15 protein-coding genes and 1 tRNA gene are annotated in these 15,913 nt (G+C 45.9%); 4 read left to right on the top strand and 12 right to left on the bottom strand.

Features of this window, described 5'->3' with window-relative positions; all coding sequences use genetic code 11:
• Positions 1 to 78: 78 nt before the first annotated feature.
• Entirely contained in the window at positions 79 to 741 is a 663-nt protein-coding gene (nth, locus tag AC805_RS17280; protein WP_055076535.1) for an endonuclease III, read from the bottom strand.
• A gap of 310 nt (positions 742 to 1,051) precedes the next feature.
• Complete coding sequence (locus tag AC805_RS17275; protein ID WP_055076534.1) at positions 1,052 to 1,723, bottom strand: response regulator transcription factor; 672 nt, start codon at positions 1,721 to 1,723, stop codon at positions 1,052 to 1,054.
• Positions 1,724 to 2,247: 524 nt separating this feature from the next.
• Here AC805_RS17275 and AC805_RS17270 point away from each other — a divergent pair.
• From AC805_RS17270 to AC805_RS17255, 4 genes are all read left to right on the top strand, one after another.
• Positions 2,248 to 2,985: a phycobilisome rod-core linker polypeptide gene (locus AC805_RS17270; protein ID WP_055076533.1), complete on the top strand. Its 738-nt coding sequence runs from the start codon at positions 2,248 to 2,250 to the stop codon at positions 2,983 to 2,985.
• 334 nt (positions 2,986 to 3,319) lie between these two features.
• Positions 3,320 to 6,001, top strand: coding sequence for a PAS domain S-box protein (locus AC805_RS17265; protein ID WP_055076532.1), 2,682 nt, complete (start codon positions 3,320 to 3,322; stop codon positions 5,999 to 6,001).
• A 301-nt stretch (positions 6,002 to 6,302) separates the two neighbouring features.
• On the top strand, positions 6,303 to 7,235 hold the full coding sequence (locus AC805_RS17260) for a methylenetetrahydrofolate reductase (protein ID WP_055076531.1): 933 nt from the start codon (positions 6,303 to 6,305) through the stop codon (positions 7,233 to 7,235).
• 239 nt (positions 7,236 to 7,474) lie between these two features.
• The gene (locus AC805_RS17255; RefSeq protein WP_009628258.1) at positions 7,475 to 7,996 is read left to right on the top strand and encodes a DUF3172 domain-containing protein; all 522 of its coding nucleotides are present in this window, start codon (positions 7,475 to 7,477) and stop codon (positions 7,994 to 7,996) included.
• A 46-nt stretch (positions 7,997 to 8,042) separates the two neighbouring features.
• Here AC805_RS17255 and AC805_RS17250 read toward each other — a convergent pair whose 3' ends face one another.
• The 10 genes from AC805_RS17250 to AC805_RS17205 all read right to left on the bottom strand — a co-directional run bounded on the left by AC805_RS17250 (position 8,043) and on the right by AC805_RS17205 (position 15,650).
• Positions 8,043 to 8,276 carry a DUF2555 domain-containing protein gene (locus tag AC805_RS17250; protein WP_055076530.1) on the bottom strand — a complete coding sequence of 78 codons (234 nt, stop codon included), beginning with the start codon at positions 8,274 to 8,276 and terminating at the stop codon, positions 8,043 to 8,045.
• A 24-nt stretch (positions 8,277 to 8,300) separates the two neighbouring features.
• A tRNA-Ser gene (locus tag AC805_RS17245) sits at positions 8,301 to 8,392 on the bottom strand.
• 46 nt (positions 8,393 to 8,438) lie between these two features.
• A complete protein-coding gene (locus AC805_RS17240) occupies positions 8,439 to 8,726 on the bottom strand; it encodes an MSMEG_0570 family nitrogen starvation response protein (protein ID WP_055076529.1) in 288 nt (95 codons plus the stop codon).
• 218 nt (positions 8,727 to 8,944) lie between these two features.
• Positions 8,945 to 10,105 carry an MSMEG_0565 family glycosyltransferase gene (locus tag AC805_RS17235; protein ID WP_055076528.1) on the bottom strand — a complete coding sequence of 387 codons (1,161 nt, stop codon included), beginning with the start codon at positions 10,103 to 10,105 and terminating at the stop codon, positions 8,945 to 8,947.
• Positions 10,106 to 10,108: 3 nt separating this feature from the next.
• A complete protein-coding gene (locus tag AC805_RS17230) occupies positions 10,109 to 11,014 on the bottom strand; it encodes a class I SAM-dependent methyltransferase (RefSeq protein WP_055076527.1) in 906 nt (301 codons plus the stop codon).
• Positions 11,015 to 11,231: 217 nt separating this feature from the next.
• Complete coding sequence (locus AC805_RS17225; protein ID WP_055076526.1) at positions 11,232 to 12,194, bottom strand: sll0787 family AIR synthase-like protein; 963 nt, start codon at positions 12,192 to 12,194, stop codon at positions 11,232 to 11,234.
• A complete protein-coding gene (locus tag AC805_RS17220; RefSeq protein WP_055076525.1) occupies positions 12,195 to 12,692 on the bottom strand; it encodes an MSMEG_0567/Sll0786 family nitrogen starvation N-acetyltransferase in 498 nt (165 codons plus the stop codon).
• Between the two features lie 242 nt (positions 12,693 to 12,934).
• Positions 12,935 to 14,044 (bottom strand): MSMEG_0568 family radical SAM protein, encoded by a 1,110-nt coding sequence (locus tag AC805_RS17215; protein ID WP_055076537.1) that lies wholly within the window; start codon positions 14,042 to 14,044, stop codon positions 12,935 to 12,937.
• Positions 14,045 to 14,145: 101 nt separating this feature from the next.
• Positions 14,146 to 15,153 carry a Nit6803 family nitrilase gene (locus AC805_RS17210; RefSeq protein WP_055076536.1) on the bottom strand — a complete coding sequence of 336 codons (1,008 nt, stop codon included), beginning with the start codon at positions 15,151 to 15,153 and terminating at the stop codon, positions 14,146 to 14,148.
• A 14-nt stretch (positions 15,154 to 15,167) separates the two neighbouring features.
• A complete protein-coding gene (locus AC805_RS17205; protein WP_009628267.1) occupies positions 15,168 to 15,650 on the bottom strand; it encodes an MSMEG_0572/Sll0783 family nitrogen starvation response protein in 483 nt (160 codons plus the stop codon).
• Between the last annotated feature and the right edge of the window lie 263 nt (positions 15,651 to 15,913).

Here is a 15,913-nt window from a genome sequence, read left to right as displayed (position 1 = left end):
GTATGCTCTCTGGTTTTAACTTAGCTACTTAAACTCAATATAAAGACTAGTGACGGCGCTTCGCGCCGTCACTAGTCTTTATATTGAGGCTTTTGGTGCAGAAGGACATAAATCGGCAAGTTCACAGCGATCGCAAGCAGGCTTGCGGGCATTACAGATGGCGCGACCGTGGTAAATAATGCGGATCGACCAATTCTCCCAGTCGCGTTGGGGCAAAAGCCCCATGAGGTCGCGTTCGACCTTAAGTGGTTCCTCAAATTTTGTTAGTCCCAATCTCTTAGTAAGTCGCTTGACATGGGTATCGACGGTCACGCCTGCATTAATCCCATAGGCATGGGCTAAAACCACATTAGCTGTCTTCCTAGCCACCCCTGCTAACTTAAGTAGACTATCCATCGTATTCGGGACTTTGCCTTCAAAGTCGCGGACGATCGTTTCACAGGCACTTCTAATATTTTTAGCTTTATTGCGATAAAATCCCGTCGAATGGACTAATTCCATCAGCTCATCCAGATCGGCATTAGCTAAAGCGATCGCATCAGGAAATCTGGCAAATAGTTTTGGAGTGACCATATTCACTCGCTCGTCTGTGCATTGCGCGGAAAGAATTACCGCCACCAAAAGCTGTACAGGGGTTTCGTAATCCAGCGAACAAGTCGCATCGGGATAAAGACGTTTGAGGCGAATCAGAATTTCGTTAGCCCGAACTTTTTTAGATGACCGCTTCGTAATAATGCCCAATGGAGATACCTTCCTTGAGAGACTACTGAATGAAACGTAATTAGCTTAAGAAACGTAATTAGCTTGAGTAGGCTCGCAATACTTAATAATACTTAATGTGATAGCTGTCGCCAAGTATAGCAACATAAGGTTTGCTTAGGACAAAAGATGAGTGGCGGCGCAAAGCGCCGCCACTCATCTTTTGTCCTCTTGGTTCTGAATTATAGCTGCCGCCAGTTTTGTTAGGACAAAATCAAAACCTCAAAGATAGTTGCCGCGCTCCGCGCGGCAACTATCTTTGAGGTTATACAGTTGGCGGCAGCTATATGTCCTAATGATTGAGCCGATAGCCCATGCTATGCACAGTCTCGATCAAGTCTTCCTTAGCTCCTGCGGCTTTAAGCTTTTGGCGTAACCCGCGAATATGAACTTTCACGGTATGCTCTTCTGGTGGTGACTCCAAAGACCAAACTCGCTCGATCATGACACTTCGGCTTAATACCCGCCGACCATTGCGTAATAGCAATTCTAAAAGGGCATATTCCTTTGGGGTTAAATGGATGGGATTTTCTCCATAGACTACTTCGCAAGTACTGGGATTAAGCTGTAATTCCCCCCATTCTAAAATTGGCGAACCACTCAAGTTTCCTCGGCGCAAGAGCGCGCGGATCCGCGCAAAGAGTTTTTGTAAATCGACGGGTTTAACAATATAGTCGTCGGCTCCCACATCTAGCCCATTAATCTCATAATCGATCGTGTCACAGGCTGTGAGCATGAGGATCGGTAAGCGATAACCATGCGATCGCAGGCGGTGACAAAGACTAAGCCCATCTAGCTCTGGCAACATCAAGTCCAGCAAGAGCAAATCATAATCCATAGATCTAATATGCTGCCACCCAGTTTCTCCATCTGTCGCGATGTCAACAACATAACGCTCGTCAATTAGGGCTTCTGCCAAAGTTTCGGCAAGACGTATATCATCTTCAACTAAAAGAATCCTCATATCACGGATTTTGGGGGCAGCGATCGAACTGTCATGATTTTACAAAAGGTTGTCTCCAAACTTACCGATCGCCATGATGAAAGTTGTTACAGAGGGATGCGGCGCGAAGCGCCACATCCCTCTGTCCGATTTTTTGCGTTCAAATCCAACTCAAGAAAATCCCTAAAAGTTTTGCTTTGCAAAACTTTTAGGGATTTTCTTGGAGTTCTTTCAATCAAAAATTGTTGGAACATACTCCCTTCCCAGTCAAGAAATCGCAGCAGCTCATACCACAGATTGCAGTTGTCTATTTCAAATAAATACAACGAAATATCAAGATTTATTTATTTGAAGCAATCTTTCCGTTTTCTTTACAATTTACTGACCTGTTTCCTTACTTTTGGCATGGGAATATCTAAGGCTAAGTAGCTAAGCATAAGTAAACTTAAAACCTAGACGAGCGTACCGCCCGCGTAGTGGGCGGTACGCTCCTTAGCCACTTAGAAGCATTTTAGAAAAATCAATTCCCTTTAAAAATCACCTATATGGCAATCTCTCTTTTAGAGTACAATCTCTTATCTCAAAATCAGCGCGTTTTAGGATTTGAAATCCCTAATGACGATCTTCCTCGGATTTATACTACGGATAATCTGCTCACTGACACTGAGCTAGATACGTTAATGATGGCAGCCTATCGCCAAATCTACAACGAGCAACAGATGCTATCCAGCCACCGTCAATTATGTTTAGAATCGCAATTATGTGCGGGACAAATTACAGTTAGAGGTTTCATCCGTGGTTTGCTACTGTCTGATTCTTTTAGAAGACTAGTTTTTGAATGTAATAATAACTATCGCTTTGTGGAGATCTGCATTCAGCGCGTTTTGGGGCGCAATGTCTATGGCGATCGCGAAAAGATTACTTGGTCGATTGTAATTGCCACTAAGGGAATCGAAGCCTTTATTGATGCATTACTCGATAGCGATGAATATCTCAACAACTTTGGTGATAGTACCGTTCCCTACCAACGTCGTCGGATTTTACCCAGTCGGACTAAGGGAGAAGTGACCTTTGCCCATACAACCCGTTATGGAGCTGACTATCGCGATCGCTTACCCAAGCAAGTCTTTAAGAGAGATAAAGGTGCGGCAAGGTTAGATTATCTCCGTTGGGAATGGCAAAAGAGCCAACCTGCCATCATCGGCAAAATTGGAGCTGGCTTTGTATATGCTGGGGTAGGATTTGTCGGTATATTGATCTTGGCAGTTTTCTTAGGCTTGTAATTTCTGCGATGTATAGTGTTTTGCCTATGGGTGCATATTCATGGGCAAAACACAAGAGTGAATCTTACTCCTTTCCCACCAAAGAAACAGATATCACAAGCTAAGAAATTAGTGTGGTGGCGCTTCGTGCCACCACACTAATTTCTTAGCTTGTGAATGGAGTAGCAAGGTTTTTGATTTTTCATCTCGCCTACTTTTCATTGCGCCGACTAATACCAAAACACAAAATGGCTACGCCATTTTGTGTTTTGAAAACCCTTACTGGGTTTAGTTTTTAATTCACGAAAGTGTTGCCACACTTTCGTGAATTGGTATAAGTAGTTCAGTGTTGATTATGACCAGTTTTTTTGTGATTGGAACTTGCTTTAGTTTGCTTTTTGTATTGGCAATTGCCACCTTTTTGGTAAAAGAAAGAAAACGCCGCTATCGCACAGAGAAATTACTAATACAGCAAAGCGATCGCGAGCGACTGGTCACCCAAATTGCTCTCCAAATCCGTCAATCCCTTGATCTCGATCGCGTCCTATCCACGACGGTAACAGAGGTTCAACGATTTTTGCAGGCGGATCGGGTCTTGATATATCGCCTGTGGTCTGATGGAACGGGCAGCGCGATTCATGAAACGGTCTTACCGCCCTATCCCAGCATTCTGGGTCAGGTATTTCCTGAAGAGGTCTTTCCTGCGCCATATCATCGCGCCTATTCTCTGGGTAAAATTCTGACGATCGCTAATGTCGAACAATGCGAAATGGAAGTTTGCTTGAGAGACTTCGTGAAACAATTTGGGGTGAGGGCAAAATTAGTAGTGCCCATCATTCAAGAAAATCGCGATCGCTCACAAGCTCAGTCACAGGATTGGGAAAGCCCCGATCTCCATCAAACATACTCTTCAGATCCCCATCTTTGGGGCATATTGATCGCCCATCAATGCAGCCAATCGCGGACTTGGGAACCCCTCGAAGTGGAATTAATGAAGCAACTTGCCACTCAGGTAGCGATCGCTATTCAACAATCAGAGCTTTACAAACAACTTCAAGAAATTAATACCCAACTGGAGCAAAGGGTTCAACAACGGACAACAGAGCTTGCTAGCGTTAATAATTCCCTTCGTGCGGAGATTCTCGAACGACAACGAACAGAAATCGCATTAAGATATACCAATGAGACCTTACAGGCTTTAGTCAATGCATCGCCTCGCGCAATTTTCATGCTCGATCTTGAGGGGAAAGTTAAAATTTGGAACCCTGCAGCCGAGCAAATGTTTGGCTGGAAGGAAGCGGAGGTAATCAACCAGCCTAGTCCGATTCGTTTGGACGATCGATTGGAGGATTGTTTGGGGAATTGCACTACTCTCCAAAATAGCGTTCTCCAAGGGAAGACCTATACCAGAGTAGAACTGTCTCGCCCTAAAAAGGATGGTTCAGAAATCGATATCATTTTTTCAGCGGCTCCCTTGACTGACGTTAACGACCAGATAGGCGGAATCGTTGCGGTGATTGCGGATATCACCGAGCAGAAGCGACAGGCAGAACAAGTGCGCTTATTACAGTCAGTTGTCGTCAATACCAATGATGCAGTCATCGTAACGGAGGCGGAACCCATTGATGCTCCAGGCCCTCGGATTCTCTATGTCAACGAGGCCTTTACGCGCATCACGGGCTATCAACCCCATGAAGTTCTTGGAAAAACACCTCGGATTTTACAGGGTGAAAAGACCGATCGCTCAGAATTACAAAAAGTTCGCAAAGCCCTCTCAGTTTGGGAATCTGTCACCGTTGAAGTAATTAACTATCGTAAAGATGGCTCGGAGTTCTGGAATGAATTTAGTCTCGTTCCCGTCGCTAATTCTAAGGGTTGGTACACTCACTGGATTGCCGTGCAACGCGATACGACTGAGCGAAAACAAGTCGAACAGGCTCTACGCTATAGCGAGCAGCGCTTCCGATCGCTGATCGAAAATGCCCTAGACATTATTATGATCATTGAACCAAGTGGGGCTATCAGTTATGTCAGTCCTTCCGTCGAAAAAGTCTTAGGCTATAGTGTTGCCGAGATGGTCGGCGCGAAGATACAGGATTTCGTTCATGGTGATGATTGGATGATTACGCGCGATCGCCTTACCCATATCGTCCCCCATCCTGACCTACAGCGTCAGATCGAGTTTCGCCATCGCCATCAAGATGGAACTTGGCGAATTCTGGAAGCTATCAGTCAGCCATTTGTTGATAGTGCTGATACGCTCCTTGTCATGGTCAATGCTCGCGATATTACTGAACGCAAACGACTCGATGAAACCCGCCTAGCCCTAGTACGCGAAAAAGAACTCAGCATCCTAAAAACTCGATTTTTCTCGATGGCTTCCCATGAATTTCGCACGCCGCTCAGTACAGCTCTAGCGGCGGCGCAGGTGCTCGAAAACTCTCCCCATGAGTGGGACAATGCCGAAAAACGCTTGCGAAACTTACATCGAATTCAAGATGCAGTTAGGAATATGGTGCAGCTACTAGATGATATCTTGACGATCAATCGTGCCGAGACGGGGAAATTAGCTTTTAATCCGAAATCCCTATCCCTTGAAGCCTATTGTCGGCATTTTGTCGAGGAAATGCAACTCAATGCAGGCAATCATCACAACCTGACCTTCAACTGTCAAGGTGATTCTCGAAATGTTTATCTCGATGAAAAATTATGGCGATCGCTTCTGGCTAATTTACTCTCTAATGCGATTAAATATTCACCTCAGGGAGGCGATATTTCTCTCGATCTAGAGTTTCAACTAGATCGCATAATTCTCACGGTCGCAGATCGAGGTATTGGCATTCCCCTAGAGGATCAAAAGCAATTATTTGAGCCATTCCATCGAGGTAAAAATGTGAAAACGATCTCTGGTACTGGTTTAGGACTTGTCGTTGTCAAGAAATGTGTAGATTTACATCAAGGAACAATTGAGATCAAGAGTGAAGTGGGATTGGGCACAATTTGCAGAATCGCGATTCCCCTGCAATTTTATAATTAGCTCGGCATATGACTTTTTGACACTGGTCAATTAAAGCGTGATCAACGTATTTGCGTCTTTTTTGCGTCTTTTCTGTCAGCATGAAATGGGCGTTTCAGCACCTATCACCGATTAGCTGACCAATGCGCTAAATGGTGTGGAAGCGCACCCCGAAGGGGTGCGCTTCCACAAACCCAAAAATCTACAAATGATTTAGGATCGCTATATAACTTGAGTTACCGATCGCAGGAGTTGGAGAGTTAATCGATCGCAATGGTTTAAAATCAGGCAATCTTAAAAAATTTTAATAATTTTGTTTCGCATGATCGAGCCGCCCCAGTCAGTATTTGAGAAACCAGAGCCAACTTTTAACAAATTCCGCAAGGCGATCGCCAATAGAGAATTTTTAATCACAGCCGAGGTATCGCCACCCAAGGGCAGCGACCCCACCCATATGCTCGCCCAGACGCGATCGCTCAAGGGGCGCGTCCATGCCGTGAACATTACTGATTCCAGTCGGGCGGTAATGAGCATGAGCCCAGTGGCTGCCTCAGTTTTAATCCAGCAACAAATCGGCATAGAAACCATTTGTCAGTTAGCTTGCCGCGATCGCAATCGCATTGCCCTACAGGGCGATCTATTTGGGGCTGCCGCTTTAGGGATTACCAATATTTTGGCGCTTACGGGCGATCCTGTAAAAGCAGGAGACTATCCCGATGCGCGATCGGTATTTGATTATGAGTCGGTACGCCTATTGCAATTAATTCAGAAGCTAAATCAGGGATTGGATGCCAATGGCAAGGCATTGCCCAATCAAGGTACAGATTTCTTAGCAGGAGCAGCCGTCGATCCTCAATCGCCTAGCTGGTCGGGTTTGCAAAAACGCTTTGAACGCAAGATTAATGCTGGAGCGCAATTTTTTCAAAGTCAATTAATTACCGATTTTGAACGCCTCGATAAATTTGTCAATCAGATCGCCAATCAATCTGACAAACCAATTCTGGCAGGAATATTTTTAATTAAATCTGCGAAGAATGCAATCTTCCTGAATAAATACGTGCCAGGGGTGCAGATTCCCGATCGCATTATCGATCGCCTTGCTAAGGCTAAGTCGCCGCTACAGGAGGGCATGGCGATCGCGGCGGAGCAAATTCAAACGGCGCGGCAAATCTGCCAAGGCGTGCATATTATGGCTATTAAAGCCGAACACCTAATTCCTGAGATCCTTGATCGCGCAGGAATTGCCCTGCTATAGCTGTCACCAAGAATTAGACGTTGCGGCGCTTCGCGCCGCAACGTCTAATTCTTTGGGTTTGTATGTCTATACCTCAAGAATTGATTGGCGGCGCGAAGCGTCGCCAATCAATTCTTGAGGGTTAAAAAGGTTTGGCGACACTTTTGTGAATTCGTATAACTTTTGAGAGGTTTACTCGGTAAAGCTCTCAAAAGTTCAGCACTTTCGGTTAATCTAGGAAATAACCCTAACTCACATCTATGGCACGACGTAGTAGATACTCCACAACTCTGAACACACCTCCTACCGAACCAAGATCTAACGGCACAACTACTAAACTTGCGATCGCAGGTGCAATTTTTGCCGTGGGTATTGGTGTGGGTATTGCTCTCTCCACCCTTAACCCCACACCACGTACCGTTGACGCAATTCGCCTAGATAACCTCGCCCCTAGCCGCGATTTTTGCAATAACTACGGAGCATCAGCAATGGTGATGAGTAGTCGGGTATATGTGACCCTTAACCCCTTTAACGTATTCATCAGTCAAGCCGAGCCTGTGCCTGGCTGTGTTGTCTTACCAAACAACTGGAATTTGCTGCTCCAAAAGAATGTCATTAAGGAAGCCGATATCCGTCAATGCAAGGATCGGATGAATACCTTTGGCTTTACAGGCGATCTCGAAAAGACTCCCGTTGTTGACTGTATTTACGAGAGCAAAAATGCTACCGAAAAGTTTACTAACGCCCTTCCCGCCAAGCCAAGCCCCAGCCCTCAACCATAAGAAAAGAGCGTCTCAATGAGACGCTCTTTTCTTGGCATCGATTTTTTTAGCATTCATCAAATGCTTCTAGATCGAGCAAATGTCGATAGGGTTCGGCTAATTCAGAACCCTTAAAAGCTAGCGATCGCAAAATATGCCAGTCGTTCAAGCTTTCAAAAGCATTAGTATAATCGTCTCGCTCAAGACGATCCGCGATCGCAGCAACTTCCGAAGCATTGAACTTACTAGGATCTACTTCGGGAGCTTCGCCTATAACATCTTTGGATAGATTATTAACCATATCGCTCTATGACAGGCTTGTGAACGGAGAGAGAGGGATTCGAACCCTCGGTACGGAGTTACCTGCCGTACAACAGATTAGCAATCTGCCGCTTTCGTCCACTCAGCCATCTCTCCAATTTATTAGGAATTATATCTTATCAGATTGTACGTAGAATGCAAGTCAATTATTAAATTTAATAAATTTTACTTTGGGATCGTTCAACTGGGCGTACTTGGCTGCCTTTGCCTCGATTTCCTGCAATTGTCCCAAAGCCAATCCACAGGGAAAACCATACTTTGCCTTGACGCGATCGCTGGCAATATTAAGAGCAGTTCGCGATCGTTCGACAAAATCAACTAGGTCGTACTCAGTGTTGGGGACAAAATATTCTTGAACGATTAAAGATGGCGAGTAGCAGGAATCTTGAGAATCATCTGGCCAAGCAATTTGAAAGCGGATTTCAGGCATAAAATTTCCTCAGCAAATTATTTTAAAAGCAATAGGAATGAAGGTTTTGATTGGGACATAAAACCCCAAAGATGAGTGGCGGCGCGAAGCGCCGCCACTCATCTTTGGGGTTTTAGTTTATTCTAACTATCTCAAGCATTGCCATAGCATGGGCACAAAGCGGTACTATCTGCTCTAATTTTGCCATTTTTAACGTAAATTGCATACATTTCCTGCATTTATGCGATCGCAAATTGCTGTTTATAGTGGGCGATATGCATTTGAGCCGAATTTTCCCAAGTGTATTTTGTCAAGATTTCTTGACTGGCTATTACTAAGGCTTGACTGAGATGGGAGTTGGTAATCGCTCGCATTCCTTGGGCGATCGCTCCGACATCGTCGGGATCGACCAATAGAGCCTGTTGTTCCGATAAAAACTCCGTAAAGGGCGGACAGTTGGAGGTAATGACGGGCAATCCTGAAGCGATCGCCTCCATCACCACCAAGCCCCATCCCTCCTTTGCCGATGGAAATACAAAGGCATCGGTACAGCGATAAAGAGCGGGTAATTCGAGATCGGTGAGTACGCCTGTAATTAATAAGGATTTGCCAAGATTTAAGTCTTTCGCGATCGCCAGAAATTCATCGCGATAGGCTTGATAGTCGAAGAGGGTGGCTCCGCCAGCGATGACTAACTGGGCGTTAGGAAAATCTTCTAAAACCCGCGCAAAGGCTTGGATGAGCTTGATCGAATTTTTGCGCGGCTCAATGCCCCCAACGGTTAAATAAACTGGTGTACCTGTTAACCCAAATTTTTGGCGAATGAGCGATTCCATGCCGTCGCGATCGCGCGAAAATCTTTGTAAATTTACCCCATTAAGCACCTGTGGGGCGTGGATGTGATAATGCTCGTAAATTTGCTTTTGCCAACCCGCACTCACGCATAGGCATAGCTCTGCATCGCGAATCGACCGATCCTGACAAGCCTGCAAATAGGGACTATGGTAATCCTCAATATGGTGGATAGTGCGAACGAAGTGGGGGATATGCCCTTGCGATCGCAAAATCGCTAAAGCATTGGCACCGATGCAGTCTTGCGCGTGGTAGACATCATAATCAAGGGGAGAATTACCCAGATATGCCGCGAATTCCTGAATGCGCTGTTGAATTAGGCGATCGATCTCCTTGGGGGCAGGCTGCGCGGGAATGGATTGAAATTCACAGGATAAATGGCGATCAAATCCCAGTCCATCCTTATCTAAAGCATAGATACAGACTCGATGCCCTAATTTTTGCAAGGCTTCCGCGAGTTCGAGGGTATGGATGACGCTTCCTCTAGGTTTAGTGGAATAAGTCAGGAGCGCAATATGTAATTTTGATATTGTCGATGGCGATGACATAGATTATATTTTGTGGGCAACATGGAAAGCCGAAAGAAAAGATAGTTTGAGGCGATCGCCTAGATAGTGATGGAGAACTGCGCGGAGTTTGTCAAAGAGCTGAATTCGGCTGTCGGGCGCAAGCGCAATATAGGGGGAAAGCGTACTCAGCAGTAATAGATAGTCATCAAGACTATAGACAACGTGATATCTAGAGCAGTCATAGCTCAGATTGGAAAAGTAGCCTGAATCGAGAATGGTTTGACTGAATTTCAGGAAATCAGCTTGATGGGTTTGTTGCCCCTCATGTCTGGCGTAAAAGGGAATGGAAGGGGCGAGGGCTTGATAAATATCCTCAACTAGCTGATAGGTTGTCTCATCTATTTGTGGAGGAGTATTCCATAATAAAATGAGAGAACCTTGAGCTTTTAGAACCGATGCTGACTTAGCATAGGCGATCGCAGGATCGATCCAATGCCAAGAGGTGGCAGCAAGGACGGCATCAAAGCTCTCAGAGCCCAATTCCCATTCCTCAAAGGCTAAATTTTGAATTTCGACATGGGGATATTGGGCACAGTTCTGCTTTGCTAATTCCGCAGCTTCATAATTTGGTTCCAGACTTACTAGGGCAAAGCCCAAACGCGCCAAGTTTACCGTGGCGATCGCGGGACCGCAACCTAATTCGAGGATTTTGGCTTGGGGTTGCAGTTGAGCGAGTTTAATGGCACGGTCAATAATTTCTTGAGGATAGCGAGGTCTCACCCGATTATAGGCTTCTGCCACGGAGCCATACCAATGTTTTCTTTCGTCTAAATCTTTGCCAGCATAGTCGTTAACTACCTCAGTCCAACTTTTTTGCTCAGAATCGTTGGGCTTAGCAATGGCTGGTATCTCTTCTAACGGATTACTTAAATCTGGCAAATCGGTCATAAAATTCCCTTGCTAGCTGGTGATTCTAAGTAGCTAAGCATAAGTAAAAACCAAAACCAGAGAGAATACCGCCCGCGAAAAGCGGACGGTATTCTCTTCTGGGTTTTAAGTTTACTTATGCTTAGCTACTTAGTTTACTATTTTTCGACTAGTCGACTAGTCGGTAAGTATGGCTGCGCAGGATTTTCAAAACCCAAAAGATGAATAGCGACGCTATTCATCTTTTGGGTTTTGAAAATCCTGTTAAAGTATCGCGATCGAAATCCCAGAATAAAACTGAAGCCGATCGCGATTGTAAAATTACCTGTGGACTAGCTTGCACTTCACCAACCACCCCACAGATTAAGTCTTGAGTATGAAAAAGAGCTTGCACTTTTTCTACTTTGTCGGGACGAACACTTAATAAAAATCCATAGCTGGGGAACGAGATCAGCCATCGTTCTAAGGGAATACCATCGGGACGGGGAATGCTTTCCAAATCGAGGATCGCTCCACAATTAGAAGTTTCCATCAGCATCAATAACGTACCGATAATGCCGCCCATGCTGATATCTTTCGCCGCATCGCATAGTCCTGAGTTCGCCAAAGATGGCAAAATTGCTAAATTCTGGCGGAGTTGTTGCGGCTCGGCTTGAGTGGCTGCATTCCAAAATGGATAATCGGGATGGAATTGTCCCCGCAGATCGATCGCTACTAATAGCCGATCCTGTGGTCTCGCATTAAAGCTGGTGAGTAACTTTTGGGCGCGTCCGAGAATGGCTACGGACAGAGCGTTGTAAGTGCTACGGCAGTTGGTATGTCCGCCGACAATGGGAACTTGGTAAGCAGTAGCAGCGGCTTTCATTCCTGCGAGTAATTCCGAAATCGAATCGGGCGATTGACTCCAGATCGTATCGACGATCGCGATCGGCTCGCCGCCCATGGAGTAAATATCGCTAACATTGACCATCACCGAACACCACCCCGCAAACCAAGGGTCAGTCTCGATTAATTGCGGTAACATTCCCTCGGCGGCAAGGAGTAAGTAACTATCACGATTGGGAATTGCCGCACAATCATCACCTAAGAGAATGTCTTGGCTATTCCACTGTTCTCCTAAACCTTTAGCTGCAATCTCGATATCCTGTTTGTGCAATATCCCCATGGACTGCCTTAGGGTAGTGGCAAGATCAGATAGCATCTAAGATGCCTCGCGGTAAGGGAAAGGACGGATCTCGTTCCCTGCGGGATAGAAGTTAAGGTCGGCTTCCATAAAGTGATGGGGGCGATCGCAGATCGTCATTTCCTCTAGGGATTGCCAATGTAGACGCTGAAAGAAACGTACGTTTTGGATCTGCACCGTGGCAAGGAAGCGATCGCATCCCCATGTATTCGCCGTTGTCACTGCTTTATAAATCAATCCTTTGCCAATTTGCCAACCGCGTCGGTAGTCTTTATGAGTACCCAACCTGCCACCGTACCAGATTCCTTTTGCGGTTTCATAAATTCGGACAACCCCCACAACTTGATTGTCATCGGTGTTTATTGCCACGATTGGATAGGCGATTCGATCGATATCATCGATATCGTTCTCTTCAAATACATACTGTTCTTCAACAAAGATTGCTTGGCGAAGTTTGAAGTATGCATCAATTTCTTGAGCTGTAGAGGCAAGCTTGAAAACATAAGCAGAAGTCATGGTAATTATTCCTAAGTTGAATTTTCGCACTATCAAATAAGTAGCTAAGGTTCTTGCGGAAAAGAATATCCCGCCCAGTTCTGTGGCTTCAACTCCGCTCAGCCAACGTGAGCTGAGCGGAGTCGAAGCCATAGGTACTTTGATTAATTGCAAGTCCCTAAGCATAGGTAAACCTAAAACCTAGAAGAGCGTAATGCGCGCTTAGGAGGCGTATGCTCTCTAATCTTGGTTTTTAATTACATTCATTCAAAGAGAGAAAGAGCAGAACAGGCTCCACACTTGGCGCAACCCGCCTTGATATCTGCTGAAGACATCTGCGATCGCTTTAGCAAAGCGCCCACCCTTTCGTATAGGGCAAACATAAACTCCGTGCTTGGTGCAGGATGGTTGGCTAATGGCGTACCGCTAATGGGAACAAAGGGAACGACAAAGGGATAGACTCCAATACTAATCAGGCGATCGCAGGTTTCGACTAGAGTTTCGAGACTATCGCCTAGTCCCGCTAAGAGATAGGTGCTGACCTGTCCCCAACCAAATACCTTGACAGCCGAGGCAAAGGCAGCAAAATAATAGTTGAGGGGAACGCTTGCTTTCCCTGCCATGATTTTGCGGCGAACTTGAGGATCGGCGGCTTCAAGGTGCATTCCCAAGGTGTCAATGCCTGCGGCTTTCATGCGATCGAACCAGATAAAATCATCGGGAGGTTCGCACTGTGCTTGAATGGGAATATCTACTCGCGCTTTGATTGCCTTGGCGCATTCCGTTAAATAGGCCGCACCGCGATCGCTTGTATTGGGTGTACCTGTCGTCATCACCATATTTTTGACTCCATCCAGTCGCACGGCAGCTTCGGCAACTTCAGCGAGTTGTGCAGGTGTTTTACGCGCGATGGTACGTCCTGCCTCTAGAGATTGCCCGATCGCACAAAACTGACAGGCAGTATCGGTATGGTTATAACGCATACAGGTTTGCAAAACCGTTGTGGCGAGGACATCATGGCTGTGCAGGAGCGCGATTTTCCAATAGGGAATGCCCTCGCTGGTGGTTAATTCATAGAACTTGGGCGCTTTGGGGAAGGCAATGGTGGCGATCGCTTCTTTGCCCGATTCTAAGAACATTTCCTGAGTTTCGCCATCAATCTCTATCCTATAGGGGGAAATCGCTGCCGAACTATTAAAGACAGGAACCATTACGGTCGTCCCATCAATAGCGATCGCCTTATGATCGGAAGGACCCGCTCCGCCTTTGCGACCGCTAGCTCCCATCTGGCGATCGTTGGAGCGATCGTTGGAGCGATCTGCTAACTGCAAACCCTTCGTCTGCAATTCCGTAATTAGTTGTTGCTTGTTCATAAAGGCTTGTCCCATCAAAACTGGCGATCGGAATTTTAATAAAAATCTTGTTCTAATCTTTGAGTTTTAATTTTGCCGACGGCAAAATTAAAACTCAAAGATTAAGCCCCGCGATCCTGACTGGGGAAATTCTCGCAATCTGGGCATCCATTTAATCCATTTAATCCATGATCGAATCCCTTGGGTTGAAATCCTGCAAAGGGTTCGGCATTCAGATGGACTTGCAATAGGTCGGGACGCGCGTAATGTCCGATCGCATCCATCATGCGCTTGCGTTTGGTAATTAGCGAAAAATCCAAATCCGCGATCGCCATGCCTTCACCCTCAGTAATTGGCGGACAGAGATGATTGCCTTCGGGACTGATAATCGCCGTGTTGCAACCACCACTTAGGGCTTTTTGGAGTTTCTCGTCGCTGGTGATTTGCGTAACTTGCTCGGTCGAGAGCCAGCCTGTAGCATTAATCACAAAGCATCCCGACTCAAGGGCATGGTGACGGATGGTGACTTCAATCTGGTCGGCAAAAATTTGACCGACTAAAGAACCAGGGAATTGAGCGCAGTGGATTTGTTCTTGCTGTGCCATCAGGGCAAATCTCGCGAGGGGATTGTAATGCTCCCAACAAGCAAGAGCGCCAACTTTACCGACGGATGAATCGACTACCTTCAAACCAGCACCATCGCCCTGTCCCCAAACCATGCGCTCGTGATAGGTTGGGGTGATTTTGCGCCGTTTGAGTAATAGCGTGCCATCGGCATCGAAGATAAGTTGTGCATTATAAAGAGAACCACCGTCGCGCTCGTTTATGCCCAATACTACGACGATGCTATGCGATCGCGCCGCTTGACTAACTGCTTCTGTAACTGGACTAGGTACGATAACGGCTTCTTCGTAGAGGCGTAGATGCTCTTTTCCCATCAGTACAGGGGGCTGCACAAAGGAGAAATAGGGATAGTAGGGAATGAAGGTTTCGGGGAAGACGACGATCTGAGCGCCCTCTTTGGCAGCATTCGCGATCGCTAGTAAAACTTTCTCCGTCGTACCATCGCGACTAAATAAAACAGGGCTGATTTGAACGGCGGCGGCTCTAACTTTGCGCGAGTAATCCACGATTGATGAGGTTCCTAAAGAGTCCAAGTGTCAAGAATGAAAGCGTTATCCTTACGATGCAAGAGAATGATATCCAATACATCTAAGGGACTAATGGGACGAATTCCAGGAATGAGTGAAGGTTCGCCATGTCCGTAGAGAGCTTGCAGGGCGAAGCGGCAAGCATAGACCTTGCCACCTTCAGACATAAACTTAGAAATTTGGTCGTTAAAATTCTGATGTCCTGGAAAAGCGGCATCGCCTAATTTTGGGAAGCCGCGTTGTACTCCCAATGTTACCCCAGGTCCATAGAGTAAGATCGAAGTTTCAAAACCTTTGCGAAGTAAGCGGGTTGCTTGCAGGAGATTCACAAACCCGATCGAACCTTCAAAAGCGACGGTGTGAAAAGTGACGAGGGCTTTCTCCCCTGGCTCGGCTTTGACATCCTCGAATACCTTCTCTTCATAGTTCACAAAAAAGTCGCCAGTCTGATGAGCGGGAGTAGTTACTTCAGGCATTGTTTTTTCCTTAAGATTGAATGGAGGAGAGACTAAAAGCTAAAAGCCTATAGCTAGGTATGAACTTGCAGTCAGATTAGTTGTTAGCTACGGTTCTATTTTGTATATCTAGTTACGGAAAAGAGAACTCTATCTTTATCACTAGGAAGGCGATCGTTTTTTTCAGGGATTGCTCAAAATGCATTGCTATACCTATCGAAATCGATAGGTATAGCTATATTCACTTAAATCAGGACATCAAACCCAATAGAGAGTTGCGGCGC

This window comes from Pseudanabaena sp. 'Roaring Creek' (assembly GCF_001402795.1).
GTDB lineage: Bacteria > Cyanobacteriota > Cyanobacteriia > Pseudanabaenales > Pseudanabaenaceae > Pseudanabaena.
Note: the sequence above shows the minus strand (reverse complement) of the source record. Positions and strands in the feature narration are given on the sequence as shown.

Bases quoted from the DNA above. Each gene is read 5' to 3' on its own strand.
- AC805_RS17275 (WP_055076534.1), bottom strand. From the start codon at position 1,723: ATGAGGATTCTTTTAGTTGAAGATGATATACGTCTTGCCGAAACTTTG.
- AC805_RS17270 (WP_055076533.1), top strand. From the start codon at position 2,248: ATGGCAATCTCTCTTTTAGAGTACAATCTCTTATCTCAAAATCAGCGC.
- AC805_RS17265 (WP_055076532.1), top strand. From the start codon at position 3,320: ATGACCAGTTTTTTTGTGATTGGAACTTGCTTTAGTTTGCTTTTTGTA.
- AC805_RS17260 (WP_055076531.1), top strand. From the start codon at position 6,303: ATGATCGAGCCGCCCCAGTCAGTATTTGAGAAACCAGAGCCAACTTTT.
- AC805_RS17255 (WP_009628258.1), top strand. From the start codon at position 7,475: ATGGCACGACGTAGTAGATACTCCACAACTCTGAACACACCTCCTACC.
- AC805_RS17250 (WP_055076530.1), bottom strand. From the start codon at position 8,276: ATGGTTAATAATCTATCCAAAGATGTTATAGGCGAAGCTCCCGAAGTA.
- AC805_RS17240 (WP_055076529.1), bottom strand. From the start codon at position 8,726: ATGCCTGAAATCCGCTTTCAAATTGCTTGGCCAGATGATTCTCAAGAT.
- AC805_RS17235 (WP_055076528.1), bottom strand. From the start codon at position 10,105: ATGTCATCGCCATCGACAATATCAAAATTACATATTGCGCTCCTGACT.
- AC805_RS17230 (WP_055076527.1), bottom strand. From the start codon at position 11,014: ATGACCGATTTGCCAGATTTAAGTAATCCGTTAGAAGAGATACCAGCC.
- AC805_RS17225 (WP_055076526.1), bottom strand. From the start codon at position 12,194: ATGCTATCTGATCTTGCCACTACCCTAAGGCAGTCCATGGGGATATTG.
- AC805_RS17220 (WP_055076525.1), bottom strand. From the start codon at position 12,692: ATGACTTCTGCTTATGTTTTCAAGCTTGCCTCTACAGCTCAAGAAATT.
- AC805_RS17215 (WP_055076537.1), bottom strand. From the start codon at position 14,044: ATGAACAAGCAACAACTAATTACGGAATTGCAGACGAAGGGTTTGCAG.
- AC805_RS17205 (WP_009628267.1), bottom strand. From the start codon at position 15,650: ATGCCTGAAGTAACTACTCCCGCTCATCAGACTGGCGACTTTTTTGTG.